This window comes from Microcystis sp. M144S2 (assembly GCF_020246065.1).
GTDB lineage: Bacteria > Cyanobacteriota > Cyanobacteriia > Cyanobacteriales > Microcystaceae > Microcystis > Microcystis ichthyoblabe_A.
On sequence record NZ_JADBTR010000145.1, the window covers coordinates 1 to 26910 of the forward strand.

31 protein-coding genes are annotated in these 26910 nt (G+C 43.7%); 19 read left to right on the forward strand and 12 right to left on the reverse strand.

Annotation, left to right across the window (positions count from 1 at the left end; all coding sequences use genetic code 11):
• Positions 1–172, forward strand: a 172-nt coding sequence (locus IM462_RS16565) for a photosystem II protein D2 (protein ID WP_271931852.1), incomplete at its 5' end; no start/stop codon positions are given.
• Positions 156–1538 carry a photosystem II reaction center protein CP43 gene (gene psbC, locus IM462_RS16570; RefSeq protein ID WP_193958450.1) on the forward strand — a complete coding sequence of 461 codons (1383 nt, stop codon included), beginning with the start codon at positions 156–158 and terminating at the stop codon, positions 1536–1538. The genes IM462_RS16565 and psbC, both read left to right, overlap by 17 nt.
• Before the next feature lie 291 nt (positions 1539–1829).
• Here psbC and cobD read toward each other — a convergent pair whose 3' ends face one another.
• Together cobD and hbs are read right to left on the reverse strand one after the other, a co-directional pair.
• A complete protein-coding gene (cobD, locus tag IM462_RS16575) occupies positions 1830–2885 on the reverse strand; it encodes a threonine-phosphate decarboxylase CobD (protein WP_287701905.1) in 1056 nt (351 codons plus the stop codon).
• A 31-nt stretch (positions 2886–2916) separates the two neighbouring features.
• Complete coding sequence (hbs, locus tag IM462_RS16580; RefSeq protein WP_002759570.1) at positions 2917–3201, reverse strand: non-specific DNA-binding protein Hbs; 285 nt, start codon at positions 3199–3201, stop codon at positions 2917–2919.
• Positions 3202–3750: 549 nt separating this feature from the next.
• Between hbs and IM462_RS16585 the strand changes: the two genes are divergently transcribed.
• The 3 genes from IM462_RS16585 to IM462_RS16595 all read left to right on the forward strand — a co-directional run bounded on the left by IM462_RS16585 (position 3751) and on the right by IM462_RS16595 (position 5267).
• Positions 3751–4236 (forward strand): DUF4168 domain-containing protein, encoded by a 486-nt coding sequence (locus IM462_RS16585; RefSeq protein ID WP_287701908.1) that lies wholly within the window; start codon positions 3751–3753, stop codon positions 4234–4236.
• A 77-nt stretch (positions 4237–4313) separates the two neighbouring features.
• The gene (gene ureE / locus IM462_RS16590; RefSeq protein ID WP_079207696.1) at positions 4314–4790 is read left to right on the forward strand and encodes an urease accessory protein UreE; all 477 of its coding nucleotides are present in this window, start codon (positions 4314–4316) and stop codon (positions 4788–4790) included.
• A 195-nt stretch (positions 4791–4985) separates the two neighbouring features.
• Entirely contained in the window at positions 4986–5267 is a 282-nt protein-coding gene (locus IM462_RS16595; protein ID WP_002790909.1) for a hypothetical protein, read from the forward strand.
• Positions 5268–5290: 23 nt separating this feature from the next.
• Here the strand turns inward: IM462_RS16595 and IM462_RS16600 are convergent, their stop codons facing one another.
• Positions 5291–6271, reverse strand: coding sequence for an aspartate carbamoyltransferase catalytic subunit (locus IM462_RS16600; protein ID WP_149976693.1), 981 nt, complete (start codon positions 6269–6271; stop codon positions 5291–5293).
• 83 nt (positions 6272–6354) lie between these two features.
• On the opposite strand from IM462_RS16600, the gene IM462_RS16605 reads away from it, so the two are divergent.
• From IM462_RS16605 to IM462_RS16615, 3 genes are all read left to right on the forward strand, one after another.
• Entirely contained in the window at positions 6355–6957 is a 603-nt protein-coding gene (locus tag IM462_RS16605) for a GUN4 domain-containing protein (protein WP_149106954.1), read from the forward strand.
• A gap of 112 nt (positions 6958–7069) precedes the next feature.
• On the forward strand, positions 7070–8527 hold the full coding sequence (locus IM462_RS16610; RefSeq protein WP_287701911.1) for an efflux RND transporter periplasmic adaptor subunit: 1458 nt from the start codon (positions 7070–7072) through the stop codon (positions 8525–8527).
• Positions 8528–8532: 5 nt separating this feature from the next.
• Entirely contained in the window at positions 8533–9027 is a 495-nt protein-coding gene (locus IM462_RS16615; RefSeq protein WP_287701913.1) for an ureidoglycolate lyase, read from the forward strand.
• A 14-nt stretch (positions 9028–9041) separates the two neighbouring features.
• Here IM462_RS16615 and IM462_RS16620 read toward each other — a convergent pair whose 3' ends face one another.
• The 5 genes from IM462_RS16620 to IM462_RS16640 all read right to left on the reverse strand — a co-directional run bounded on the left by IM462_RS16620 (position 9042) and on the right by IM462_RS16640 (position 12037).
• The gene (locus IM462_RS16620; RefSeq protein WP_002759543.1) at positions 9042–9194 is read right to left on the reverse strand and encodes a hypothetical protein; all 153 of its coding nucleotides are present in this window, start codon (positions 9192–9194) and stop codon (positions 9042–9044) included.
• Entirely contained in the window at positions 9181–10059 is an 879-nt protein-coding gene (locus tag IM462_RS16625; protein WP_287701915.1) for an SDR family oxidoreductase, read from the reverse strand. Before IM462_RS16625 ends, IM462_RS16620 begins: the two co-directional genes overlap by 14 nt.
• 3 nt (positions 10060–10062) lie before the next feature.
• On the reverse strand, positions 10063–10371 hold the full coding sequence (locus IM462_RS16630) for a hypothetical protein (protein WP_287658651.1): 309 nt from the start codon (positions 10369–10371) through the stop codon (positions 10063–10065).
• A gap of 75 nt (positions 10372–10446) precedes the next feature.
• On the reverse strand, positions 10447–11508 hold the full coding sequence (locus tag IM462_RS16635; RefSeq protein WP_002801333.1) for an ABC transporter permease: 1062 nt from the start codon (positions 11506–11508) through the stop codon (positions 10447–10449).
• Positions 11509–11518: 10 nt separating this feature from the next.
• Complete coding sequence (locus IM462_RS16640; protein WP_287701918.1) at positions 11519–12037, reverse strand: adenine phosphoribosyltransferase; 519 nt, start codon at positions 12035–12037, stop codon at positions 11519–11521.
• A 98-nt stretch (positions 12038–12135) separates the two neighbouring features.
• Between IM462_RS16640 and IM462_RS16645 the strand changes: the two genes are divergently transcribed.
• The 5 genes from IM462_RS16645 (at position 12136) to IM462_RS16665 (ending at position 14966) form a co-directional block, all read left to right on the forward strand.
• A complete protein-coding gene (locus IM462_RS16645; RefSeq protein ID WP_287701920.1) occupies positions 12136–12762 on the forward strand; it encodes a DUF3038 domain-containing protein in 627 nt (208 codons plus the stop codon).
• A gap of 2 nt (positions 12763–12764) precedes the next feature.
• Positions 12765–13418 carry a DUF4335 domain-containing protein gene (locus IM462_RS16650; RefSeq protein ID WP_104398317.1) on the forward strand — a complete coding sequence of 218 codons (654 nt, stop codon included), beginning with the start codon at positions 12765–12767 and terminating at the stop codon, positions 13416–13418.
• Between the two features lie 184 nt (positions 13419–13602).
• Positions 13603–14010, forward strand: coding sequence for an adenosylmethionine decarboxylase (gene speD, locus IM462_RS16655; protein ID WP_002781248.1), 408 nt, complete (start codon positions 13603–13605; stop codon positions 14008–14010).
• A 59-nt stretch (positions 14011–14069) separates the two neighbouring features.
• Complete coding sequence (locus IM462_RS16660; RefSeq protein ID WP_287701923.1) at positions 14070–14375, forward strand: DUF6464 family protein; 306 nt, start codon at positions 14070–14072, stop codon at positions 14373–14375.
• A 78-nt stretch (positions 14376–14453) separates the two neighbouring features.
• Positions 14454–14966, forward strand: coding sequence for a L,D-transpeptidase (locus tag IM462_RS16665; RefSeq protein ID WP_002781245.1), 513 nt, complete (start codon positions 14454–14456; stop codon positions 14964–14966).
• Here the strand turns inward: IM462_RS16665 and IM462_RS16670 are convergent.
• The 3 genes from IM462_RS16670 to IM462_RS16680 all read right to left on the reverse strand — a co-directional run bounded on the left by IM462_RS16670 (position 14928) and on the right by IM462_RS16680 (position 18974).
• The gene (locus tag IM462_RS16670; protein ID WP_287701925.1) at positions 14928–15578 is read right to left on the reverse strand and encodes a TIGR04282 family arsenosugar biosynthesis glycosyltransferase; all 651 of its coding nucleotides are present in this window, start codon (positions 15576–15578) and stop codon (positions 14928–14930) included. The two genes, IM462_RS16665 and IM462_RS16670, sit on opposite strands and share 39 nt — an antisense overlap.
• A gap of 221 nt (positions 15579–15799) precedes the next feature.
• Complete coding sequence (locus tag IM462_RS16675) at positions 15800–18586, reverse strand: caspase, EACC1-associated type (protein WP_287701927.1); 2787 nt, start codon at positions 18584–18586, stop codon at positions 15800–15802.
• A gap of 10 nt (positions 18587–18596) precedes the next feature.
• Positions 18597–18974, reverse strand: coding sequence for a hypothetical protein (locus IM462_RS16680; RefSeq protein ID WP_002754965.1), 378 nt, complete (start codon positions 18972–18974; stop codon positions 18597–18599).
• Between the two features lie 635 nt (positions 18975–19609).
• Between IM462_RS16680 and IM462_RS16685 the strand changes: the two genes are divergently transcribed.
• On the forward strand, positions 19610–19837 hold the full coding sequence (locus IM462_RS16685) for a type II toxin-antitoxin system Phd/YefM family antitoxin (RefSeq protein ID WP_287701930.1): 228 nt from the start codon (positions 19610–19612) through the stop codon (positions 19835–19837).
• 17 nt (positions 19838–19854) lie between these two features.
• The gene (locus tag IM462_RS16690) at positions 19855–20241 is read left to right on the forward strand and encodes a type II toxin-antitoxin system VapC family toxin (protein ID WP_353737356.1); all 387 of its coding nucleotides are present in this window, start codon (positions 19855–19857) and stop codon (positions 20239–20241) included.
• Here the strand turns inward: IM462_RS16690 and IM462_RS16695 are convergent.
• The gene (locus IM462_RS16695) at positions 20211–20936 is read right to left on the reverse strand and encodes a GDSL-type esterase/lipase family protein (RefSeq protein ID WP_287701934.1); all 726 of its coding nucleotides are present in this window, start codon (positions 20934–20936) and stop codon (positions 20211–20213) included. The genes IM462_RS16690 and IM462_RS16695 overlap by 31 nt on opposite strands.
• A gap of 225 nt (positions 20937–21161) precedes the next feature.
• Here IM462_RS16695 and IM462_RS16700 point away from each other — a divergent pair, with 225 nt between their 5' ends.
• The 4 genes from IM462_RS16700 (at position 21162) to clpB (ending at position 26273) form a co-directional block, all read left to right on the forward strand.
• A complete protein-coding gene (locus tag IM462_RS16700) occupies positions 21162–22055 on the forward strand; it encodes a methylenetetrahydrofolate reductase (protein ID WP_287701936.1) in 894 nt (297 codons plus the stop codon).
• 117 nt (positions 22056–22172) lie between these two features.
• A complete protein-coding gene (locus IM462_RS16705; RefSeq protein ID WP_002759516.1) occupies positions 22173–22481 on the forward strand; it encodes a hypothetical protein in 309 nt (102 codons plus the stop codon).
• A 22-nt stretch (positions 22482–22503) separates the two neighbouring features.
• Complete coding sequence (locus IM462_RS16710) at positions 22504–22989, forward strand: GNAT family N-acetyltransferase (RefSeq protein ID WP_287701938.1); 486 nt, start codon at positions 22504–22506, stop codon at positions 22987–22989.
• Positions 22990–23612: 623 nt separating this feature from the next.
• The gene (gene clpB / locus IM462_RS16715; protein ID WP_287701940.1) at positions 23613–26273 is read left to right on the forward strand and encodes an ATP-dependent chaperone ClpB; all 2661 of its coding nucleotides are present in this window, start codon (positions 23613–23615) and stop codon (positions 26271–26273) included.
• The last annotated feature ends 637 nt before the right edge of the window (positions 26274–26910 follow it).

The following is a 26910-nucleotide window of genomic DNA, read 5'->3' on the forward strand; positions in this document are numbered from 1 at the left end:
TGACTTCGTTTCTCAGGAATTGAGAGCGGCGGAAGACCCGGAATTTGAAACCTTCTACACTAAAAATATTCTGCTTAACGAAGGTCTGAGAGCTTGGATGGCTCCCCAAGACCAACCCCACGAAAACTTTATCTTCCCTGAGGAGGTTCTCCCGCGTGGTAACGCTCTCTAATATCCCTACTGCTAGTGGTCGTGACCAAAGTTCCACCGGCTTCGCTTGGTGGTCTGGTAACGCTCGTCTTATCAACCTCTCCGGTAAACTGCTCGGCGCTCACGTCGCCCACGCTGGTTTAATCGTTTTCTGGGCCGGGGCAATGACCCTGTTTGAAACCGCCCACTTTATCCCCGAAAAACCGATGTACGAACAGGGTTTAATCCTGCTTCCCCACTTAGCTACCCTCGGTTTTGGGGTCGGTCCTGGTGGTGAAGTAGTCGATACCTTCCCCTACTTCGTCGCTGGTGTTCTGCACTTAATTTCTTCGGCTGTACTCGGTTTTGGTGGTATCTACCACGCCATCCGCGGACCGGAAACCCTAGAGGAATACTCTAATTTCTTCGGTTACGACTGGAAAGACAAAAACCAAATGACCAACATCATCGGTTATCACCTGATTCTCTTGGGTTGTGGTGCGCTGTTGTTGGTATTTAAAGCCATGTTCTTTGGCGGTGTCTATGATACCTGGGCCCCCGGTGGCGGTGACGTCCGCGTCATCACTAATCCTACCCTCAACCCCGCAGTTATCTTTGGTTATCTGACCAAAGCTCCTTTCGGTGGCGAAGGCTGGATTATCAGCGTCAACAACATGGAAGATATCATCGGCGGTCACATCTGGATTGGCTTAATCTGTATCGGTGGCGGTATCTGGCACATTCTCACCAAACCTTTTGCTTGGGCGCGTCGCGCTTTCATCTGGTCTGGAGAAGCCTATCTGTCCTACAGCTTGGGCGCTCTTTCCATGATGGGCTTTATCGCCGCCGTTTACGTTTGGTTTAACAACACCGCCTATCCCAGTGAATTCTACGGTCCGACTGGTATGGAAGCTTCCCAATCTCAAGCTTTCACCTTCTTGGTGCGTGACCAACGCTTAGGTGCTAATGTCGCTTCTGCCCAAGGCCCCACCGGTCTAGGTAAATACCTGATGCGCTCTCCCACTGGCGAAATTATCTTCGGTGGTGAAACCATGCGTTTCTGGGATTTCCGCGGTCCCTGGTTAGAACCTCTCCGCGGTCCTAACGGTTTAGACCTCGACAAAATCAGAAATGACGTACAACCCTGGCAAGTACGCCGCGCGGCTGAATACATGACCCACGCTCCTTTAGGTTCCTTGAACTCTGTGGGTGGGGTTATCACTGACGTTAACTCGTTTAACTATGTGTCTCCTCGCGCTTGGTTGGCTACCTCTCACTTCACCCTCGCTTTCTTCTTCCTGATTGGACACCTCTGGCACGCTGGACGCGCTCGCGCCGCCGCCGCCGGTTTCGAGAAAGGAATTGACCGCGAGACTGAACCCGCATTGGCAATGCCTGACCTCGACTAATTTCGCTTAGTTCGATGGTAGAGGCTCCCGTCTGGTTGGCGGGAGCCTTTTTGTGGTTAAATAGGGTTTGCGGCAAAAAGCTTTTCCTGGGGGCAGGGTGTGGGGTGTGGGCTTCGGCCGTGAGCTCAGCCGAACGGGTGTGGGGTGTGGGGAGAATAAAGCTGCCCCTTGTCTCCTGTCTCCTGTCTCCTGTCTCCTGTCTCCTGTCTCCTGTCTCCTGTCTCCTGTCTCCTGTCTCCTGACTCCTGACTCCTGACTCCTAACCTCACCAACAAACTTTTTCAGCAAACCCTAATTATCAGACGCGGCTAAAATACTCTCTAAAGCCGATAATAATCGTTGATTTTCTGCCGGTAAACGGACAGCGACCCGAAAATAATTGCTACCCAATTCGGGGAAACTGAGACAATCGCGGATGAAAATTCGATGATATTTTAATAAAGCTTCCTGTAGGGGTAAACAGGAAGATTGAGATTGTACTAAGAGGAAGTTAGCGGCACTGGTTTGGGGCTGTAATTGCGGAAAATTAGCTAATCCCTGCCATAAATCCTCGCGGGCCGCCGTTAACCAATCCCAAGTTTGTTGTTGAAAATCCCTATCTTCAATTGCCGCAATAGCGGCAACCACAGCCAAATTATTCACCGACCAAGGATCGCGCCATCTTTGCCATTGTAACAGGCGGTCGGGATGAGCGAGGACATATCCTAGACGTAAACCGGGGAGACTGTAAAATTTAGTTAGGGAACGCAAAATCAAGAGGTTGGGATATTCCGGCAACAGAGATATTAAACTCTCCTGTTGTTGGGGGGGTAAAAAGTCCATAAAAGCTTCATCCACTACCACCAAACCAAATTGCGATAGATAGGGACGAATGGCCGCCACCGTCCAGAGTTTCCCCGTGGGATTGTGGGGATTATTGAGTAATAAGCCTTGTTTTTCGGGATTAACCGGCTTTAAAGTGGTTAAATCTAGGGAATGTTGGCAGATTTTCCCACCAAAACTTTTTAAAGCCCGTTCGTAATCGCTAAAAGCGGGTGTTAGTACATAAACACTATCAAATGAGGCCAATTCCCGGCCGGCCCAGGTTAATAACTCAGCCGCACCATTGCCAGGCAGAATCCAATCTGGCCCGATATTGTGCCATTGACCGAGGGCAGAACGCAACTGCCAATAGCTCGGGTCAGGATAACGAGTCAGACTGGTTAAATGGCTTTTAATAGCGGTTAGGGCGCTTTCCGGCGGACCGAGGGGGTTGATACTGGCAGAAAAATCGAGAATAGAGGAAACCGGACAGCCGGCAATGGCGGCCGCCCAGTCAAGATTACCACCATGTTTAGGTCTAGGCAAAAGACTTACAGCGATCAAAACTCAACAGTAATTATTCCTTATCCGGGGCCACTCTGTCTTTAAACAGTTTACCCGCCGAGAAAGCCGGGACGCGAGTGGCCGGAATCTCCATCTTATCGCCGGTTTTCGGGTTGCGTCCCTCCCTGGCCTGACGTTCCCGGGCCTCGAAGGAACCGAATCCTACTAGGGTTACTTTGTCCCCCTCAGAAACCGCTTCGATAATGGTTTCGATGGCGGCAGTGAGAACAGCATCTGCTTGTTTTTTGGTCACAGAGGCTTTGAGAGCGATTTGATCGATTAATTCACCTTTATTCATGCGCTAACTCCTTTTTTTGCGGTTTTTCTGAGTTTAGGGTGGTTGTCAGTAGTTTATTATGGTTCCCCTGTTGAGGACTCGCCAGGATCGAGATCACTAAATAATGCCTCAAATCCTCATTGGCTATATATTCCACTGCATTATTCTAAGCGGGAATTGTCTCGATCGGAATCGCTGAAACCTTTAATTTATCTAGATTTCCCCCCGATTCCCCACCAAGGGGAGAGACAAAAGGGAATAAGCGAGAGATTAACAGCGATATAAGCTAATAAAAAGAGATTAGCTTGCTAAATTGCCGATAAATATTCTCTAAAAGCGATAGGTATCCTAACTTCCCAAAAATCGTTCATCGGTTCTCTCCAAGATTTTTGACTAATTTTGCCCCCAAAAACGTTAAAAAAGTTTACCAAAGCAATTTCTGCCCAAAAATTAAGGTTCGGTCCCAGGAGATATTGGCTAAAATTGGAACTTATGATCGTTAAAAATATTCAAAAAAGCAGGATTTAACTGGAAAGTTTGCTATCATTATCTATTCAGCGACAAACTCGCATGGTGATTTACTGCTATCCCCTAGCCGATCTAGGTCAAAGCTTAAGACGTTCTTTTATCGTGACTTTTTTGGCAGTAATCGCCATTCTTGGCGGTGTGATTCCCGAATTTTCTTGGACGACGGCGGTGGTTAGTTTCCGGTCTTCCGCTTATACTCAAGATTTTACGGCTGACCAAATTAAACGTTATGCGACCGCAGTTTTGTTGATCGAAACCCAAAGAAAACAAGCTTATCAGGCAATTTCGCAAATTTTAGGCAAAAGTCCCCCAGCAATTACCTGTAACCAACGGGAAAGCTTTAATAATCTTCCAGCTGATGCCCAAAGAATTGCCGTCGATTATTGTAATAACTCAAAAAAGATTGTCCAAGATAGTGGCCTGAATGCGACTGAATTTAACGCCATTACTAATCGGATTCGTAGGGATGATAACTTGAGACGACGGGTGCAAAATGAGATGATTCGTCTGCAACGGGAGAATAAATAGAAAAAGTTCCTCAGTTTTTCGGGTCAAGCTGGAGTCAGGGCTACAATTAAGAGTGTTTTTTCCCATTGACCACTACCATGTTAACTTTTACCGAGCGTTTACCCCCCCGTCATACCGCTAGTCCACCTCCCCCAGAAACGGTAGTTTTTAGCCTTCTACTTACGGCCGAAGAACGCACCCGCAGCCGTTATCGTCTCGACAGTCCCGAAGGTTTTTCCCTCTGTTTTCGTTTACCCCGCGGCACAATTCTACAGGACCGCGATTTCCTGCGGGGGGAAAACGGCGAAATTATTCAAATTATCGCTAAACCCGAACCAGTTATCACTATTACCGCCCCTTCAACCGATTTACTCCTCAAAGCTGCCTATCACCTCGGTAATCGTCATGTAGCCCTAGAAATTAACCCCGATTATCTCCGTCTGGCCCCCGATTCTGTCCTACAAGCAATGTTAGAAGGTTTGGGATTAACCGTAACTGAGGAAATCGCCCCCTTTAACCCCGAAATCGGCGCTTATCAGCATTATCATGACCTGGAAGAGGCAAAAAAGGGATAGTTAAAAAAGAACGGAATTCGGTATCGGTTAAAGTTCCTAGAAAAGCCCTCTGGGTGGCTTGAGTATTTATACTTATTGTAATCCAGATATACTTCTCCTAAGATAAAGACCGGTAATCGTGCCGAACTAATTAGCGAAAATTTGGGTCTAAAACCCTTTGAATGATGTTTTTATTGTATTCAGGAAGTTGAAAAAATGAAGACCAAATCGATCATAAGCTTACTATCTCTTAGCATTATAGGAATGTCAATCTATGCGGGTCAAGCTAATAGTAGTGATTATCGAGCTTTGACCCCGGAAGAAAAATCGCAGTTGACCGATGCTTTGCTAAAACAGGGCTGTAGGAATCCTAAAGAGATGAAATTTGATGTTGAGACTAACCAATTTGAAGCAGAAGATGCTGTGTGTGAGGGAGGAAGAAAGTATGATATTTACCTTGACAAAAACTTTAGGATTGTTTCAATGAAACCAGACTAAAAGATCAAAACCCTGAGAAGCTTTTACTGGTCGCTGCGAAGATTACCGATTAGGTATAATAAAGCCATTCTGACAGCGACACCACTGGTAACTTGTTGGGAAATCAGACTAAAATCGGGATCATCCATTAAATCGGAACTAATTTCCACTCCCCGATTCACAGGACCGGGATGAAGTACCTTCACCCCCGGTTGACAGGATTGCAAACGAGGACGAGTAATGCCAAAACTTTGATGATATTCGCGTAAACTGGGCAAAAGATTGGCGGTCATGCGTTCTTTTTGCAGTCGCAGGGTCATCACAAAATCGGCCTTTTCTAAAGCTGGTTCTAAATCCCAGTGGAGAAATAGGCGATCGCACAATTCCCCAAAATATTTCGGCAGTAGGGTGGGGGGTGCGGACAAATGTACTTCCGCCCCTGCCGTAGTTAAACTCCAGATATTGGAACGAGCCACACGAGAATGGAGTATATCCCCGACAATAGCGATTTTTTTGCCCTCTAACAGTTCTAAACGGGGATTTTCCTCATCTAACAGACAACAGATCGTAAACAGGTCTAAAAGTCCCTGGGAGGGGTGTTCGTGTTGACCGTCCCCAGCATTAAGAATACTGACCCCCGACTGCAAACGATCCATTTCTGCGGCAATTAAATCGGGAACCCCCGACTGTTGATGTCGGATAACAAAAATATCCGTACCCATGGCCACATAGGTTAAAGCGGTATCGAGAATCGTTTCCCCCTTAGTCAAACTGGAACTACCCGGGGCAAAATTGAGAACATCGGCCGAAAGACGTTTCGCCGCTAGTTCAAAACTACTACGGGTGCGGGTGGAAGGTTCAAAAAAAAGATTCGTCACCACTTGTCCCTGTAGGGCCGGCACTTTCTTGGTACGTCGGGAAAGAACTTCACGAAAACTAGAGGCCGTTTGTAGCAGGGTTTGGTATTCTTCTGGTTGCCAGTCTTGCAATCCCAAAATGTGATGTCGGATCCAAGTGAAAGCCATAGGAGTTGAGGAGGCGGTAAAAACGGCAAATTTCGTCTATGCTATTGTAGGATTTCTTTGCATCAAGTTAATAAATAGGGTTTATGAGAATTAATTTTTCCTTGTGTCAGGTCACTCTCGCGATCGCTTTATTTCTCAATCCCTTGCCGGCGATCGTTGCCCAGACTGCCACCTCTGGGGAAATGGTATCACCGACCACGGGCATTAATTACACTCGCCTGAAAAATTTCCTCGCTCAACAAAATTGGCGACAAGCTAACGATGAAACCCGTAATTTAATACTGAAAGCGACCGGACGGGAATTACAGGGCTGGTTTACCATGGAAGACCTGCAAAAATTGGCCTGTTGGGATCTGCAAAAAATGGATCAACTCTGGAAAGAAGCTTCCGGGGGTCGTTTTAGTTTCAGTACCCAATTTCGCATTTTTATCGAGACAGGTAATCGACCGGGGCGCTTAGTGGCGATCGAAAATTTTCAAACTTTTGGCGATCGAATCGGTTGGCGTAAAGATGGTGATTGGATTATTTTTAAAGAAAATCTTAACTATACCCTCAATGCTCCCGTTGGTCATCTACCGGCGCCCCGGGACGAATATCAGATCGCCGGTGGTCGTCTAGAATACACCACCCTCGCCCAAAGATTAGTCACCTGTAATATTGTTAGCTTAGGGCAAAGCAAACAGTGATCACGCGATCAATTCTGTAGAGTAAAATTTAAGGAAAAGCTTCTCTCCTCATCTTCCCCTTCTTTTTCCGATTTACTAGCACTTTTTCCGCTAAAAACCCGTAAATTTAACAATGATTAAACGATCCGTTAACGTATCGAGAGCGATCGGTTCGTCGATCGCCGTTTCCCTAATTATCACCGGTTGCGCCCCCCAAACCCCGCAAGCCACTGGACCGGCGGCTGTTCCCGTCAAACTGCAAACCCTCGGCACCGACAAATTAGTGCAAAGTAGCGAATTTGTGGGTACTTTGATCGCCCAAGAGCGTGTTAGCGTCTCCCCTCAGATTACCGGTCGGATTCGGTCTATTTTCGTTAAATCTGGCGATCAGGTAACTCAGGGACAAAAAATCGCCGAATTGGATCCCGAACAACAACAGCAACAGGTAAACGCTGGCATCGGCCAGGTAAATTCGGCCAAAGCGAACCTGAATGCGTCTGAGGCGGATTTAAGGCAAAGACAAGCGCAAGCGAGGGCAAATAAAGCCCAAATTGCCCAGAATCGGGCAAATGTGGCTAATGCGGAAGCTAATGTTAAAAGTCAGATCGCCACCTTGAGCGCCGCCGAAGCTGATTTACAGAGAGCGAGAGCTAATTTAGATTTAGCGGAAAAAAACCTAACAAGAGCCGAATTTCTGGTTAAACAAGGCGCACAGCCCCAACAGGACTTAGATGATCGCCGCCGCGACATTCAGGCCGCCAGGGCGGAAGTAGAGGCCCGGTCTAAAAATCGTGATGCGGCCCGTCAACAGGTGACGGCGGCTAGAGCTACCCTACAGGCAAACAAAGAAGCATTAAATATCGCCATTCAAAACGAATTAGCCTCACGGCAACAGGTGGCGGCGGCAGCGGCAACAGTGAACAGTCGTCAAGCAGCGGTAGCCAGCACTGAGGGGCAATTAGGGGCGACGCGTCAGAATTTAGTTTTTAACACCATTACCGCCCCGATTGATGGTTTTGTCGGCGATTTTAATCAAAGAAAAGTCGGCGATATTATCTCCCTGGGTGAAGAATTAACCTCGTTGACTAACAATAAAACTTTGGAACTAAATGTGCAGATTCCCGTGGAATTACAACCGCGTCTGCGCGTCGGGTTGCCTGTAGAAATTATTAATCCCGATGGCAGCGCCGGGGTTCGCGGTCAAGTAACTTTTATTTCCCCCACCGTTTCCCAAGCTACCCAATCGGTTTTAGTGAAATTTGCCTTTACTAATGATGGCAGTCTTCGCAATAACCAATATGTGCGGACGCGGTTAATTTGGGATCAAAAACCGGGGGTATTAGTTCCCACCACGGCAGTGACTAGCATCGGAGCGCAAAATTTTGTTTTTGTGGCCGAAAAAGAAAAGGCTAAAGAAGGTCAAGAAAATGCCAAGGAGCGTTTAGTGGTAAGACAAAAACCAATTCAAGTCGGCACGATTCAAGGGCAAGCTTATCAGGTTATTTCTGGAGTAAATGCCGGGGAAAGAATTGCTATTAATAATATTCTTTCTCTCCGAGATGGTACAGCTATAACTGTTAGTCAGCAGTAATTTTTATGAGTAATTCGATTACCGTTCGTCCCCTGTCAGCGCAACTAATTACAGCCGAGAGTTTCCGTCCCTACGGTCAATTAATAACCCCTAGCCATGATGGAAAACCGTTTGATGAAAGCGATGCACAACTGCATTTAAAAAACGGTGTCCCACGTTTTTATATTATGCGTTTACAGACTCGCGGACGTAAATTTAAGCGAATTACTCGTCATAGTCAATGTACCCAATGTCTTGGTTCTTTGGGGGGACAAGAGTGGTTTTTAGGAGTGGCCCCCCCTAGTCCTCATCCTCAACCAGATTTAGAAAAATTAAAGGTTTTTCGCATCCCCGGGGACTGTTTTATTAAATTAGAGGTGGGAACTTGGCACGCTGGCCCACTTTTTGATCAACCGGCAATCGATTTTTATAATCTTGAATTGAGCGATACTAATATTATCGATCATTTTACCTATAATTTTGCCCAAGAGCAGTCAATAGAATTCGAGATTGTTGATTGAAACAATTGATTTTTTTACTTAACTTTTCGCAATCCTTTAGAAAGATAGGCAACGAAAAAAGCCAACACTCCTGTCATCCCTACCTCAAAATAATTGGCCATGAGAATAGCGGTAAAAAACAGGAGCAAGATAATTAATATAGTCCGCTTTTGTTCAGATAATTTCATATCTAATGGCCTCTAATTCCCTTTTAATACTTAATGGTTGATAACCTAAAGAAAAAGCAAGAGAACTATCAAGAGAAACATCCTGCGGACGGGGCGCACTCATGGGAACATCTGACTGTAAACAGGGTTTTATTTGTTCTCTGGGAATATTAAAAACTGCCGCCATTAGTAAACCAAATTGATAACGAGAAACTCTTTCTTTACCACCCAGATGAATAATTCCTTGCACTTTTTCTAGGGCTAAAAGTAAACCATTCACCGCACTATTAACCCCAACAGCTGTACGATATTCATCAGTAAATAGAGATAATTCTTTTCCTTCTTGGAGGGTTTTTAAAAATGGTTGCAGGAAACTATTAGCACTGGGAGAAGGGGAACCAAACATCAAAGGCATTCGACAAATAGCCGCCCGAGGATATATTGCTAAAATACCCTTTTCTGCCGCTACTTTTTGCTCACCATAGACACTGACTGGAGAAACGGGATCATTTTCGGAATAGGGGGCATTTTTACCATCAAAAACTAAATCGGTAGAGGTAAAAACTAGGGGTATTTGATATTGACTACATAAACGGGCAATTTCTAGAGAAGCTGTCAGATTAATTGCCTCGGATGCTTGGGGAAATTCTTGACAGAGATTCGGTTTTGATTGGGCAGCCCCATGAATTACCGCGTCGGGTTTAATCTGTTGAAAAAGTTCTCTAACTGCGGCTAAGTCTGTTAAGTTAATTTTAATTAAATTCGGGTCATTACTATTGACATTGTGATTAAAATATGTACCAAAACTTGCCCAAGATGAGCGAGTTTTTTGGTAAATATGCCAACCTAAAAACCCACTAACTCCAGTGATTAACAGCGTTTTCATAGTTTAGAGATTAAATCCTTTTTCGTAGGCTAAAAACTGCACTTGCGGTTCCAAAGGTTCACTAACTAAACCAATTCCTGCAAATCCCCATCGCTGCATCAGTCCCTTTAATTGTGTTCCTGAGAGAGTTTCCACAGAAAAATTATTGGCTAAATCCTGAGCATGGGTATTGATATAACTTAAAGCATCGTAGGATTCTTTAAACAGAAGCAGATAACTGGCCGGACTTTCGCTTTCACCTTTTCTCAGACGCGCCACTAGGTATTGTCCGTCTTGTTTTGACCTGAGTAAATAATGCGTAGTTGCTAACATAGTTTATTAAGTAAAAAGTGACAAGGAAAAGAGGGGTTGGGTAGTGGGAAATTTAGCTGAAATTTCCCTATCACCCTACTTTAAATCCTCCAATTTAATTCTAGGATCTACAGCTTTGAGAAGTAAATCAGCCAGAAGATTACCGATAATCAACATAGTAGCCCCCATCATTAAACTGCCCATAACTAAATACAAATCTTTAGCCGTCACAGCTTGCAGAATTAAACGACCTAATCCGGGCCAGTTAAAGAAAAATTCGGCGATAAATGCCCCACTTAACAAACTAGAAAATTCAAATCCCAAAAGAGTTATCAGGGGATTAATAGCATTGCGTAAAGCGTGAACATAGATAACTTTATTTTCCGGTAAACCTTTCGCCCTTGCGGTTTGAATATAATCCTGTCGCAGAACATCTAATAATTGTCCCCGCATCAATCTTTGTAATCCGGCAAAACTGGTAACTGTTAGGGCAATAGTTGGTAAAATCATGTGCCAAGCGATATCTAAAACTTTACCGATAGGGGAATATTCCGAATAGTTAATACTGGTCATATCACCTACCGGTAAAAGCGGCGAGACATTTTGGGCGAGAATTAGCAGTAAAAGGGCAGTGATAAAACTGGGGAAACCTTGACCAAGATAACTGATAACTCGAAAAAATTTATCGATAAATTGGTTTTGTTTGACGGCGCTGAGAATGCCCAAGGGAATCGCAATCGCCCAGGTTAAAATGATGGAAGTCAAAGACATTAATAACGTCGCTGGAATTCTCTCTAATAGTAGGGAAGACACGGGACGAAAATAGGTAAAACTCAGACCAAAATTAAACTGAGTTACCACTTGCCACAACCATTTAAAATACTGGACAATCGCCGGGTCTTTTAAACCAAAAAGGGCAATATATTGTTCTTTAGTTTCCTGACTAATCTTGGGATTAAGGTCAAGCAAAGCCAGAAAACCGCCGGGGGTTAATTGGATAATAGCGAAACTCAAAGCCGAGGCCAACAACAGAGTTAATAAACCCTGGAGAACACGCTTGACAATATATAAAAAAGTTTCGCTAGTTAGGAGAGATTGTAACCCATTAGCACTCGATCGAGCGTTTGCAGCCTTATAATTATCATCAGTCGCCGTCATAGAAAAAAACCTAATAATCGATGAGGGTAATAGTCGGTAAATCGGGTAATTTTTCCCGACCACCGAGGTCGATTAACTCGATGATAAAAGCAAATCCTAACACCTCACAACCAATTTTTTCTAATAAATCGGCCGTCGCTTTCGCCGTCCCTCCCGTCGCGATTAAATCATCGACAATTAAGACTTTGTGATGGGATGCCACCGCGTCCTGATGAATTTCCAGGCTATCGCTTCCGTATTCCAAATCATACTCGATACTATGAACGGCGGCGGGTAATTTGCCTGGTTTCCGGACAGGAATAAATCCCGCTTCTAATTGGTATGCTAAAGGAACACCAAAGAGAAAACCCCTGGATTCCATACCGACAATGTAATCGGGGGATAAACCGTAATCGCGACACTTTGCCGTTAGGGTATCGATCGTGTAACGTAATCCTTGGGGATGATTGAGTAGGGTAGTAATATCGCGGAAGACAATACCCGGTTTGGGAAAGTCGGGAATATCGCGAATCAGTGATTTCAGATCCATTCGGTTTCCGTGTCTCGTAAAATGGGGGACAGCTATCTATACAATACAATTTACAATACCCTGACTCGATCGCCCTTGTGTTTTAGTTCTCCTATATCATGACCCCTACTAGCCTAACGCCCGAATCTACAACATCAGCCCCAGAAAAACCGTTTATTTTAAGCGTTTTACCCGATTTTCCGATTGCCAGTCAGCAATGCGCCCTACATCTCCAACAGCATATCGATTTAATGCTATTAGCGTTGGAATCCTTAGAAGTCGGTGCCGGGGAAGCCCTGTTAGCCCTCTGTAAAGAACTAGGACTTGATAAAATTGTCAGAAACCGGATTATTTTCTGGCGATTACGCTGTACTAATCCCTGGCGAATTTCCTACACCCTCGACCGTCTCACCCTTGACCAAGCAAAAGCTTTAGTTATCATTGCCAGTTATCGGGCCAAACCCCTGGCTATATCCATCCGACAATTACTGTTAGCGCGGCAACAGATGGAATCAAAGGGTTTACCCGTGGATAATAATTTTCTTTTATCAGAATACCTAGAACGATTTCGCTCCAATTTTCGCAGTCGCATGAACCCCCGCCGGGCCAAAGTATCGGTTTATCTAGCCGATGAAAATGCTTTAAATGAACTGGCTTTATCCCTCCTCGATCAGTTATTATTTTGTACTGGTACGACGGGAATGCAGCGCTTTTGGATTAGTTTATTTGATGGGGAGATAGTGTAAAAATGAGAAGACAGTATAGCCTGCCCAATTGTACCCTGATTCTCGATGGTTTCGGCGATGATTTCGCCCCGGCTAACCCCGGGGATAGCCGACCTTTACTCTCAATTTTGACTAACGTAGAATGTCGGTTAATCGGGGCCAATAAAGTCCTGCAAGGTGGTCGGGTTTTCTTGGAAAATTTGGTACAAGCGGTCAGTCAGTATGCCCAAGAATTTTTAAGTGGTGTTCGTCATCCCCAAGACCCCGTCCATGAACCAGATCATGTGTACCTAGAAAAGATTGACCATAATCTCCATCGTCTGGTCTGGTATCCATCAACGGACTTGAATATCCCGGAAAGTCCGGTCAACATAGAAATCAGTACCGTGCAGTTATTCGACTTAATAGAAGCGATTGACCAATTTTTTGCCGATACTCGCACTTTACCTGACCTAACCCTGAAATTACAGCCGGTTTCCCGTCGCTACCATAAGGTTAATGAATCGGTGGCCAGTCGAACAGTACCTTTTTTGGCGGGATTAGGCAGTCTTGTCGCTTGCGCCCTACTTTTCTATCTGTTACCCGTCCCCCAAGTCCGTAAACCCGAAAATCCCCCCATTCCCGCCGCTTCTCCCAGTCCCACCGTCCCCACTAATCCCGTCCCCCCTCCCAGATAAAATTAGTCCCTTGCGCTTTTCCCAACACCCAACACCCCACCCCCCACTCCCCACTCCCCAGCTCCGTCCCAGTTTTTTAGAGAAAGTACCCGAAAAAAAACCGATCTTTTTGGCACAAGTTAGAAAAATTGTGTTATGCTGGTAATTCTGTGAAGGTTTTTCGATAGGGAGTATTGAAAAAAAAATGACCAAACTGGGAACCCATTTGATTGTCGATGCTTGGCAAGTACCTGCTGACCTCCTCAACGATCCCGAGCGCATTCGTCGCGCTATCCTCGATGGAATTACGGCAGGAGAAGCAACGCTGATCGATTTGTGTGTCCACCAGTTCAGTCCCCACGGAGTTACCGCGACGGCGACTTTAGCTGAATCTCATATCGCGATCCACACCTGGCCTGAACACGGCTATTTCGCCGCCGATTTATTCTTCTGTGGTGCGGGTAAACCCGTGGTTGCCATGGAAATTTTGACCAAATCCCTGCAAGCAGGTGAGATTAAAGTGCGGGAACTAACCAGAGGATTCCCCGGTCCTGCGGCAGTTTATGAAAGCAAAAAGGAAGAACCCCTTAAGTCTTCCCTGGTTATGGCCTAATTTCTAGCGCCGGCCTCAATAATAAGTTAGCAGCACTGGCGATCGCCTAAACTGAAATCGTGATCAGGATAACCTTTGTTTTTATCCTTGCCATCTTTCCCTCTCTCGTTAGTCTCTGGTTGATTAACCGATCCCAACAGAGATTAAGTAACCGTTTGAGAGGGATTCGCTATCGTCACGAATACAGCACGGTGATGGCCAGTGATTTTTTGTCAATCCCTCTAGAGACAGAAAATAAACCGGCCTTTATCGGTGATCTTAGTTGTCGTTTTAATGCCTATTCCCCCCACTTGCGTTGTGCGGTTAATCCCCCAGGTCCCTGTGAAGGTTGTCGGCAGTACGAAGCTAAAACTGGCACAGTGTAGGCGGCTTGGGCTTCCAAACAGTTCCCTATTTGCTATCCTTAAAAATTATCGCTATCGCAATTGAGGAGTGTGGGAATAATGGCGTTCAAACGAAATTTGACCCTCTTAATCATCGGATTAGGATTAACTTGTTTACCCCTATATCCGGCCCAAGCTAACCAAATCAGCACTGTCACCCCGAATACGGCGGCCAATCAAACTCTCGCTACCCATCTGGTCCTGAAACTGAAAGAGAGAAAAGTTTACGTTTATCAAGATAGTAAAGTTTTAGCACAATTTACCGTCGCCGTCGGCAAAAAAGGCTGGGAAACCCCCACCGGTAAATTTGAGGTGCGGGAATTAGTTCGCAATCCCGTCTGGAAAAGTCCCTGGACGGGAAAAGTCAGCGCTCCCGGTCCCAATAGTCCCCTAGGGGAAAGATGGATCGGTTTTTGGAGTGACGGCAAAAATTCCATCGGTTTTCATGGCACCCCCGCAGAAAATTCCCTCGGTAGCGCCGCTTCCCATGGTTGTGTGCGGATGCGGAATCGGGATGTGAAAGTGTTGTTTGATCTAGTCCGCATGGGAACCCCCGTCATCGTTCAACCTTAATTCTGGCAGGTATTTTTTTAAGATGGGCAGGTCTTCCGGACGATCTATATCGGCTAATTTAGGCAGATAAGCGGTCTTTAAAGCCAGTTTAGCGGCGATTGTCTGAGTTTTTGCCAAGACTTCCCCCGTTCCCCAGGGAATGTCATCAAAAAGCTCTGGAAAGACCTGTTTTAAAGCAATTAGGTAGTATCCTCCATCTAACGCCGGCCCTAAAACCATATCGTGGGTTTTTAGGGCCTCAAAGGCTGCTAAAATCTCTTTTTCCCCGATTTCTGGGCAATCTGTGCCAATCATAGCGATCGCTGTCATCCCTTGAGCAAAACCATCGGCAAAGGCATTTTGCATCTTTTCTCCTAAGTCTTTTCCCCGTTGAGAATGATAAGAATAATGCTCACCTAACCAAGTACGCATTTTTTCCTCGCTGCCGCCATGGTAGTAGATGATCAGAGAGAGAAAATTCCTCAAACCCGCTAATTTACTGAGAGTATATTCGGCCAGTTTGCGGTGTAATTCTTCGGCTCCCTCGGCTGCCAAAGCTGGAATCATACGGGTTTTTACTTTCCCCAATTCCGGATAACGGGTAAAAATAATTAGTTGTTGTCTCCAGTCCACGAGTAATTGCGACGATGATATTAATTATTAGTTTTAGCCTACTGTTAATAGGAGGCAGGAAAGCCAATAAAACGGGCTTTATTGGCTTAGTATAGATTATTGTAAGTGGGTGGGTGGAATTAAATATAAGATGAACGTAGGTACGATGTCGGCGATCGCTTTATTGAGTCGAAACCTTTTTCCTAGCGGCATTTCAGACTTTTTCAGTCAACCCTGATTAGCTAGGGACTAGGTTTTTTGGGTGAGTTTAAACAGGATAAACCAGCATCTTTAGCATCTTTAGCAGTAAGATCCTTGATTGGGACAAAAGCAAAATCTGAACTTAGTGTCCGACACTCCACAATGTGAACAAATTCTACGGAGGGATTTTGGGGATCGCCATTTACATTAAGTTTCTTGCGATCGCCATTTTCATCGAATTGAATTGTCCCAGTTGCACCTTTAGTGACAAGAAAATCAAGAGACTTTAAGTGTTCAAGGATATTAATTCGTGTGGGAGTATTTGCCTTTTCTAGAGCTTTTGTTAGAGCAAGAGTTGCATCATAGGATAGGGCCGTTATTGCATTAACAGAAGTTGTAGTCCATAAAATTTTGGCATCCTTAAGAAAATCCTGGTTAGGACTGGTTAAAGAATCCCAAGGAACCGCTATAACAAACTTTTGAAAAGGTTGTAGGTTGTTAATTTGTTCTAAGGTACGAGAACTACGAAGCCCCCATGATCCGATAACCCAATTTTGACTATTATTAAGTTTTATAAGTCTAATTGCATCGCCTTGAGCATCGCCAATTGCTTTTGGGAATAGTACAAGCCCTATTTCTTCTGTTATTTTTCCTTGTCTTTTTCGTAACTCTTGGATGGCTTCTTCTGCCTTAAAATTATTTCCGAGATCAAATTCATCTAATTTTACTACAGTTCCAGAGAATGGAGGGCGTGTAAAAATAGTTTTAAAACTATTAAAAAAAGATTCACTAAATGGACTTCCTTCACTATAAAAGCCCACCACTTTTTTAATAGACTTTTCTTGTAAAAATTTTGCAATGGCAGGAGATTGTTGCTCGACGGAAAAAACAGTTCGCAGAAAATTTTTTCTGGGGTATTTAGTAAGATCGCTAGTCGTTGATCCGGGAGAAATCAAAACTAAATCATTGTCCTTATAAATATCCACCGTTGCCACAGTCATTTCACTGGGATAGTGACCAACAACCCCTAAAATTTCAGGACGCTGGGAAAGAGATGATGCTGTCTTTTGGGCTAATAATTCGTCATTTTCATCATTAGTAATGACAACTTTTAATCCCTTACCATTAATCGCTTTTTTATTGATAAAATTTTGATCTGGAAAATACTTGAGGAATGGATCATTGTCATTTAAAAGTCCCAGATTAATTTTTGTTTGTAATTGCGCTACTCCTCGTAACATTTCTTTTGCTCGACTATCACCATCATCATCATTAAAGTCACTTTGATTTTTGGGAATAGTAACAGCAACAGCAATCGTGTAATATTGCATTTTATTGGCTTCTAGTAAAGCATTATTTAAGTAAATTAATGTTTCTGGATCTAGCCTATCCTGTTGCCATGCGTCCTTAAATCTTAACAGGGCTTTTTGATAATCACACTGTGCAAAATATTCTGTACCTTTCTTCTTGTTAAACGATTGAGAGTAATTAAGAACTTCTTCTCCTTCACTAATAAAGTCTCCCGTTTGTTTTGGACAATTATCAGGGCGATAAATGGCAAATAAACTTACAACTGCTATTGATGCTATTCCTATGCTAACTGGCAGATTTAATTTGAAATTTTGGGGCTTTAAAGTTTTTATAGAATGCAAAATTTGGGCGATTTTTGCAGAAGGCGAAGTGATTGGTGGAATCGTCGGAGTAATGGGATAAACCTCATTTTGCACTTCTTCTTCAATCACCTGAATATCCTCATCCCTGAGTCCATAGATAATTTGCAGTTTCTTTAAACTCTCTATATCTTTGTTTTTCAATGGAGTATGATTAGCAGCAGCTATTATTTTCCGAAACGCATTCCTATATTTCTTAATATTGTCTCGTCGCAGTAGCAGTGGGTTAAGAACTTCTGTTTCAATCGTTCTGGCTTCATCTGGTGAGAGATTTAATTGATCTATTGTTGCATCCAAAACTGCCCTATCTGCAGCAGAAAAGTCTTCCTCCTTAAAACAATAATCTTTAATATCCTCATCATTCCACTTTTTAATAATATCCTCAACTATTTTACGATACTTAAATTTAGGATCATTAGCAGCAAGAGGAGATCTGGCTAAATAAATAGTATCCTCTCCTTCAAGAGAAAGATAAAATTTGGGAGTCATTGCCGGGGCAGCTTTCTTTACTTGTTCGCTGGCATACTCATGCAATTCATTAACAGAAATTAATTGATCACCATCCTGATCTGCTGCACCAGTTTCAATTCCTTCAACTAGATATTTTGTATAGATTGACAAACCGTTATCTTCCGACTCAAAAGAATATTCAATTGGACTAGAAGAGGTCAAGATCGCCCTTCCTCTACCTCCTAATTCCTCTTGAATGTTAAATTCCCCTTTGATTGGCATTCCCTGAACTAATGCTCCGCTAAAACAGCAGTCGAGAATAATCATCTGCCTTTGGGAACGACTATTGTTCATATACTTATTAAGTTTACTTGCGGCTAAAATTGTTGAGATACGAAGCTCTCCATTCTGATCACGCTCAGTGTCTCTTGCACTTAGGCAAAATTCAGCCGTTTGATCTTTAAGACCATGTCCAGAAAAATATAAAAGAACTAAGTCGTCTCTCTGGCGATTAGTAAATAAATCGTCAACTGCTTTTTCCATGCTCCCTTTGTCTGGGTTAGGCAAAACTGTAACCTGATCAAAGGCTCCCATGTCTGGATGCTCTAATACTCGGCGCATTGCTTCAACGTCTAGAATGGCACTAGAAATTGGGCGCAATCCTGCGGAATACTCGCTCACACCAATTAACAAAGCAAATTTTGCCATAATACCTTCTTTAACCTGAGATAAAGTCTTGAGCCGCTTTAATAGCCATTTCCAATTCTTCTCGACTGTGAGCCTTAACCGTCAACTTGCGACCATTGGCCTCTACCGACAATTCTATCGGTTTACCTCCCAGGCGATCGCCCAGAAACCCTAACAACTTTTTCCCATTAGCGGGGTTAACTTCGGTCATTAACATTCCTCCCAAAAAACCGCCCAACGACTTATTACCTTCAGGGGGATTGGGATCAAGAATACGTTTAACCGATTCAACTTCATCTGCCTGTTGTAGTTCTGTCAGTAATACTTGGGCCTGTTCGTCGCGTTCTTCAGGCTCCAGGTTAGGATCGTTAAAAGCGATCAGCAATTTAATCGTAGATTTGTTACTCATAGGAAGTTGAGTTGAAATAATATAGGATAATACTAATCTTACTGAATTATGCAAATTTTACCATATAGCATCTGAAATCTAAATAAGTGATCCCATTTTCATACTGCCCCTTGCCGAGTGCAGATTTCTTCACTGATGTTGTGCTGTTGCTGGACATAGAAGATCGATTTTTCAACCTGCTCCAAGAAATCATAACAATTATCGTGTGTTGGGTTTCGTTCCTCAACCCAACCTACTACTACTACAGGCTAATGGCGATAATTCCGCTAGAAAGTATGAGAATGTGTCTGACATTCCTGACAGGGGGTGAGTATTGGTATCATGATTAAAAGTAAGGATATAGATAGGGTTTGCGGCAAAAAGTAGGGGCGAAGCATTCGGATAGAAAATCTACGGTTTCACCGATAGGTTATTGCCCGAATGCTTCGCCCCTACAGGACGCGGGCCGATGAAGACGCAAGGTTTTGAACGACGATTCTCTCAAAATTTGCACCTGTTTCGCTCGTAAAGCCACAAAACTCTTACCTTGCCTACATTTCACATTTATTCAGCAAACCCTAGATATAACTTAATCCATCGCTTTTCTTGATTGAGATTAAACTAATGTTTGTGTTGTTGATCAGTGAGGTAAACTAATGACTACAGTTGAATTAAAACAAGCAAAAAATCAACTTAATGAGTTATTGGAAGCTGTACTTAAAGGTGAAGAAATTATCATCACAGAAAATAATGAACCTGTAGTTAAATTAAGTCCTGTAAAGTTAGCCAAGAAACCACCGCTTCAACCGAGAAGTGCTGCGGGAAAAGTTTGGATAGCCGATGATTTTGATGCCCCTTTAACTGATTTTGAATATTATCAATAATTAGGCTCAAATTTTTAATAGATACTTATGTATTTCTTTGGTATGTCACTAATAATAAACAGTTGAGAGACAAACATAAAATTATGATTAATGAAAGAGAAAATCTAGTTTATCTTAGTCAAGCTAGTATTGGGGAAATGACGATAAAATATAGTCTGGAAAAATTAACTTTTGATTCACCTTTCCGAGAATTTATTGAGTCACAAATTCAGAGCAATGATTGGCAAATTTTGCCCCTTAATTTACTACATTTTGAACGAGTAGTGCAATTGCCTGTTCAGCATTGTAGTAGATATGTAGGGGGTAAGTTCGGTTATATTACCAGATATTCTCGTTTCTGTAACGCCGCTAGATCCACTGATAACAGAGGACATCACTTTTGTGCAATTCCTGTAAACGGTTGAATAAAACCATCCACACCGACAAAGGAGGTGAGGGGCGACCAGTTTAAAATATCCTCTAAAATTGATTGATAGCCCTGGACATTGGGATGAAGTCCATCTTGCATTAATCTTTCTTGGCACCACAGATCACCCCGGTCCATCCAGAGATCAAATAAATCGAGATAGGGAATATTTTGCTCTAGACAAGCTTGTTTAGTGGTTTCCTTAAAACGATACTGATCGCGATGGTTGAAGTAAAAGCAATCTAAAAAGGGCATTTTCCGCTCATCCACGGGAATCATACCTATAAACAAAACCGGGCAAAGAGAACGGGCCCGGCCGAGTAAATGTTCGATTTGAGTTTGAAAAAGATCGTGATCGGTATAGGTGCGACCATCGGGCCGGCCTAAACGGGCTGTATCATTAACACCGACGGAGAGAAGAATCAGGTCGGGGAGACGATTGCGAATTTCCCCTCTGAGACGAAATTCTTGTTCTAAACGTTCGGACACTTGTACCACTCGATCGCCGCGAATCCCCAAATTATACAGGGCATGACCGGCACTTTCCATCCACAAACGACGTAGGCGTTCGGCCCAACCGCCACCCACGGGGTCGCCATAGCCATACACAAGGCTATCTCCTAAAGCGACGATTTTGAGGGGATGGGTCATGATTGCGTCTTTGTCTTTAGTAGGAGGAGGAAGAGTTTGCATGATCGCTCGATCGAATCGGTTGTCCTTTACACTTGTAAACGGATTTGGTTAAACTGTCCGTGTATTATACTACATTAGAAATTTTTTCCTGCCAGTTAACTTATCTGATATCAGCCAGGTGCTGACACCGACCAGTATAAAGCAGCCCGATGATCATTGCTTGCCTAAGAGCCATTTCCGGGCTAAATCTGCTATAAAATTTATGGTTAAAACCTAGATAAATTGATGACTACTCGTTTACGACGTGCGGTTCAAGACCGAGAATTTTTGATTACAGCCGAGATTACTCCCCCGAAAGGTGGTAATACCAGTCATATGCTAGAAATGGCCCTCTGGCTAAAAAATCGTGTTCATGCGGCTAATATTACCGATGGCAGTCGCGCCGTAGTGCGAATGTCCTCTCTGGCTGCCTCCGCTATTCTCTATCAACACGACATCGAACCCATCTGTCAAATGGCCTGTCGCGATCGCAATGTGATCGGATTACAAGCAGATCTCATGGGCGCTCATGCTTTGGGATTGAGAAATATACTAGCTTTAACTGGAGATCCCGTCAAAGCAGGAGATCACCCCCAGGCTAGAGCAGTTTTTGACCTAGAATCGGTACGTTTGTTAAAATTAATCGATAAATTAAATAAAGGTTTTGACTTTAACGATAAATCTTTACCCGATGGACCCCTAGAACTTTTTGCCGGGGCTGCCGTCGATGTGCAGTCAAAAAGTTGGTCTGGTCTTCAACGCCGTTTTGAGCGTAAAATCGAAGCGGGAGCGCAGTTTTTTCAAAGTCAATTAGTTACGGATTTCGAGTGCCTTGATAAGTTTATGCAACAGGTGGCCTCCCTCGCCGATAAACCAGTTCTAGCGGGGATTTTTCTGTTAAAATCAGCTAAAAATGCCGTATTTTTAAATAAAAATGTGCCGGGGGTACAAATTCCCGACCAGATCATTCAAAGACTCGCCGATGCAGCCCATCCCCTCGAAGAAGGTATCAAAATCGCCGCCGAACAAATAAAATTAGCCCAGCAGTTATGTCAAGGTGTCCACATCATGGCGATTAAACGGGAGGATTTAGTCCCGAAAATTCTCGACGTGGCCGGTATCCCGCCAATACATAACTGAGATGAAAAGTCAATAGTTTTTATAAAAAATTAACTTTCATTTTGACTACTGGTCTTTTGACAAGAATTCTACCCCTAACCTAGTATGGTAAGGCTCAAAGCATCTTCGGGGTTAAACATGGATTCCAATCTAGGTCAAGAAAAAGAGAATAGTTGTGGTAATTCCGGGCGAAAATGGTTGTCGATCGGTATTGCCCCCACTGGTATAATTTCCATTGGTATTGTCCCCATGGGCGTTATTTCCATCGGTATTGTTCCTATGGGAATAGTTTCCATTGGAACCGTGGCCATGGGGACAATTGCGGCCGGTTTTGTTTCCATGGGACTTTTCAGTATTGGTAGCGTTGGGATGGGATTAAATAACGGCCATTTTTCCAATCTTAATTCTCCCCCTGCTGAATCTCCCCATAAACATCATCAGCATTAAAATCAAGATTTGACTAGCAATCATGAATTATTCCATCCGTGCTGCCGTTGCTACCGATGTCAAGGCTATTTTTGACTTAATTGTTGCCTTAGCGGCCTATCAAGAACTCAGCCATTTAATGACAGGAAATAGTCAAGCTTTAGGGGAGCATTTATTCGGAGAAAAACCCTACATCGAAGCATTGGTGGCGGAAGTAGAGGGTAGAATAGTCGGTTTTGCCCTATTTTTTGCTAACTATTCCACCTTTATAACTAAACCGGGGATTTACTTGGAAGATATCTTCGTTTTACCCGATTATCGCGGTCAAGGTATCGGGAAAGCTTTACTAATGGCTGTGGCTAAAATTGCCGTCGCTAGGGATGCAGGACTTTTAGAATGGACTGTCTTAGAGTGGAATCAACTGGCGATCGATTTTTATGGAAAAATGGGGGCTAAGGCCTTCAAAGAGTGGCAAATTTGTCGTCTCACCGGGACCGCTTTAACCCAATTGGGTAATAGCGATAAATAAGTCAGTCCCGATGCAACAAGTTACACCGTCAAGCATGAAAATATTCTGATCCTAAATCCGGTTATTAAAAACTGATTATTTATTCCCCCTTTTGCAGGAGTTTCTTTCCTGATATGTGGCCTAGACTCAACGGATGGCCGTATTACTTCAGATCTGATTACTCAATCCAAGCTTTTGGGGGGTTCTACCCCCCAAACCCCCCGCGCATTAGTTTTTCGGTGGGATGCTTACACGCAGCCGCTGACGCATCTGTAATAATTTGAGAGTCACTTCACTCGCAGGAGTGCCTCTCCTGATATGTAGCCTATACTCAACGGATTTAGTATGATTGACGAATTTGCCTTATTTCAGCTTGTATTTTCAAGTCAGGAGATAGGAGTCAGGAGATAGGAGATAGGAGATAGGAGACTTTTTTATTTATTCTCCCCACACCCCACACCCGTTCGGCTGAGCTCACGGCCGAAGCCCACACCCTACACCCCACACCCTACACCCCACACCCTACACCCTACACCCCACACCCTCTTTCAAGTCAGACCCTTTGTCGAGTCTGGAACTTTGTGATCGATCGAGACTCCTTGCTATACTATACCTCTGACACTGGCTTTCCTCATTGGTGCAGAATGCAACCCACAGACTCGAATAAATTTACCGAACAAGCTTGGGATTCAATCGTTAAATCGCAAGAAATTGCGCGACGCTTTAAAAATCAGACCTTAGAGGTGGAACACGTTATTATTGCCCTCCTAGAGCAGAATAACGGTCTAGCCACCCGGATTTTACAAAAAGCTAATATAGAAATTCCCCGACTGCAACAACAGCTAGAAGTCTTCACCAACCGACAGCCGAAAGTGGCCATCGTCGATCAATTATACCTAGGTCGTGGTCTTGATCTGCTGCTCGATCGAGCGGAAGCATCCCGGGAAAGTTGGCAAGATAAATTTATCTCCGTCGAACATCTTCTCGTCGGTTTTGCCGAAGATGAAAGGGTTGGCCGGAAATGTTTACGCACTTTCAATCTTGACCCCCAAGATTTAGAATTAGCTATCAAAGCAATTCGCGGCACTCAAAAGGTTACTGAACCCAATCAAGAGGAAAAATACGAAGCTTTAGATAAATATGGCCGGGATTTAACAGCAGCGGCCAAAGAAGGCAAATTAGACCCAGTTATCGGTCGCGATGAAGAAATTCGACGGGTGGTACAAGTCCTCTCGCGACGGTCGAAAAATAACCCGGTTTTAATTGGTGAACCGGGGGTAGGAAAAACCGCTATTGCGGAAGGATTGGCCCAAAGGATTGTTAACGGAGATGTTCCCGAATCTTTGAAAAATCGTCAGTTAATTTCCCTTGATATGGGAAGTTTAATCGCCGGGGCAAAATATCGAGGCGAATTTGAGGAAAGATTGCGGTCAGTCATGAAAGAAGTGACCCAATCAGAAGGGCGAATTATTCTCTTTATTGATGAACTGCATACCGTTGTCGGTGCGGGTTCTAGGGAAGGGGGATCGATGGATGCAGGCAACCTATTAAAACCTATGTTAGCTCGGGGAGAATTGCGCTGTATTGGGGCGACAACTTTGGATGAATATCGCAATCATATTGAAAAAGATCCCCCTTTAGAAAGACGTTTTCAACAGGTTTATATTAAGGAACCTTCCGTGGAGGATACTATCTCAATTCTCCGGGGTTTAAAAGAACGTTATGAGGTGCATCATGGGGTGACAATTACTGATTCGGCCCTAGTGGCAGCAGCTACCCTATCCCATCGTTATATTAGCGATCGTTTTTTACCAGATAAAGCGATCGATTTAGTCGATGAAGCGGCGGCAAAATTAGAGGTAGAAAGTACCACTAAACCCGCCGATTTGGAAATGATAGATCGTCGCTTAATGCAGTTACAGATGGAAAAATTCTCCTTAGAAAAAGAGGAGAAAAAGGATCGAGCTTTTCAAGATCGTTTAGAAAGAATTATCGAAGAAATTGAGGAATTAGAAAGTAAACAAAAGCCTCTCGCTGACCAATGGCAAACGGAAAAACATATCGCCGAGGAAATTAAATTATTGCGAGAAGAAGAAGAACAATTGCGCCTACAGGTGGAGCAGGCTGAACGAGCTTATGATCTCAATAAAGCGGCACAATTAAAGTATGGCAAACTAGAAATTTTACAAGGGGAATTAGAAGCAAAAGAAAAAGAACTAGAAACGATTCAAACAGCCGGGGCAACCCTGTTAAGACAACAGGTAACTGATGCCGATATCGCCGAAATAGTTGCCCGTTGGACGGGAATTCCCGTCAATCGTTTAATGGAATCGGAACGACAAAAATTATTAGAATTAGAGTCTCATTTACAGAAAAAAGTTGTCGGACAAAATGAAGCGGTCACGGCAGTAGCAGCGGCGATTCGACGCGCACGCGCGGGAATGAAAGATCCCTCGCGTCCGATTGGTTCATTCCTGTTTATGGGACCCACAGGAGTGGGTAAAACCGAGTTAGCGCGGGCCTTGGCGGGGTTACTGTTCGACTCCGAAGAAGCCATGGTTCGCATCGATATGTCGGAATACATGGAAAAACACGCGGTTTCGCGGTTAATCGGCGCTCCTCCGGGTTATGTGGGTTACGAGGAAGGGGGACAACTATCGGAAGCGGTGCGTCGTCGTCCCTATTCTGTGGTTTTATTGGATGAAGTGGAGAAGGCCCATCGGGATGTTTTTAACATTTTATTACAAGTGCTTGACGATGGGCGCATTACCGACTCTCAGGGGCGCGTGGTGGATTTTCGGAATACGATTATCGTCATGACCAGTAATATTGGCAGTGACCATATTTTAAATGTTTCCGAAGATGCCGATTATGAGGAGATGCGGAAACGGGTTTTAACAGCTTTGCGGAGTCATTTTCGTCCCGAATTTTTGAATCGTATCGACGATTTAATTATTTTCCATACCCTGAAAAAAGAAGAATTGCGTTACATTGTTCGTCTGCAATTACAGCGTCTGGAAAGATTATTAGGAGAACAAAAAATTAATCTAGAATTAACTACGGCAGCAGAAGACCATATCGTTACTGTTGGTTACGATCCTACCTACGGTGCGCGACCTTTAAAACGCGCTATCCAACGGGAGTTAGAGAATCCTTTAGCCACAAAAATTCTCGAACAAGCTTTTATGGAAGGGGATACGGTGGTAATTGATTGTCTGGATGAGGTGTTAAGTTTTAGCAAAAAGGAGCTAGAAAAGGAAGGGACAACATTAGAATTAGCCGTGGTTAACCTCAGTTCGGATTAAAACCAGATAGGGGATATATTCCCCCTCTGAGTTGACTGTAAAAGCCAAAAATGTCCAAAAAGAATCCTATTTTTTCCCTTGGGCGGTTAGTCTAGTAACATCCCGCCAGAGGAAAAATTTCCTTAAGTTTTTTTATTCCTGAACTTACCACATACATATCTACTACAATAGCTGAAAACCCTTATCCGTCAATGTATACACCCATTAACTTCTCTTAATGTCCCCATGTTTATTGTAATATTTCTTAATAGAAAAGGATGAAGCCTATTTGCTAAAATGGTAGTCATGTATATAGAAAAAGTTTTTAACCGTAATTTCCCTCCACCGTTCTTTTCCCAGAATTCTACCGAGAGGGAGATTAGGTGGCACTCGCGGCTGCTAAACTTCTCGAAGATTATGGCACACTTGTCACAAAAATTCGAGAAGAGACGAAAGTGCTTTTCTCGTTGGTTCAATAATAAAAAAACACACCGCTAACACTTCGAGACGGGAAAACTTGCGTGAGAAAGACTTTTTCTTGATCGAAAAATTAGCGGTAATTTGTTCTCATTTAAAGTTGCTCGTGGTTTGATAAATTCCTATATCACGATAATGTCAAGAAGATTTACCAATGAAAACCAGGGAATCATTAGGATAT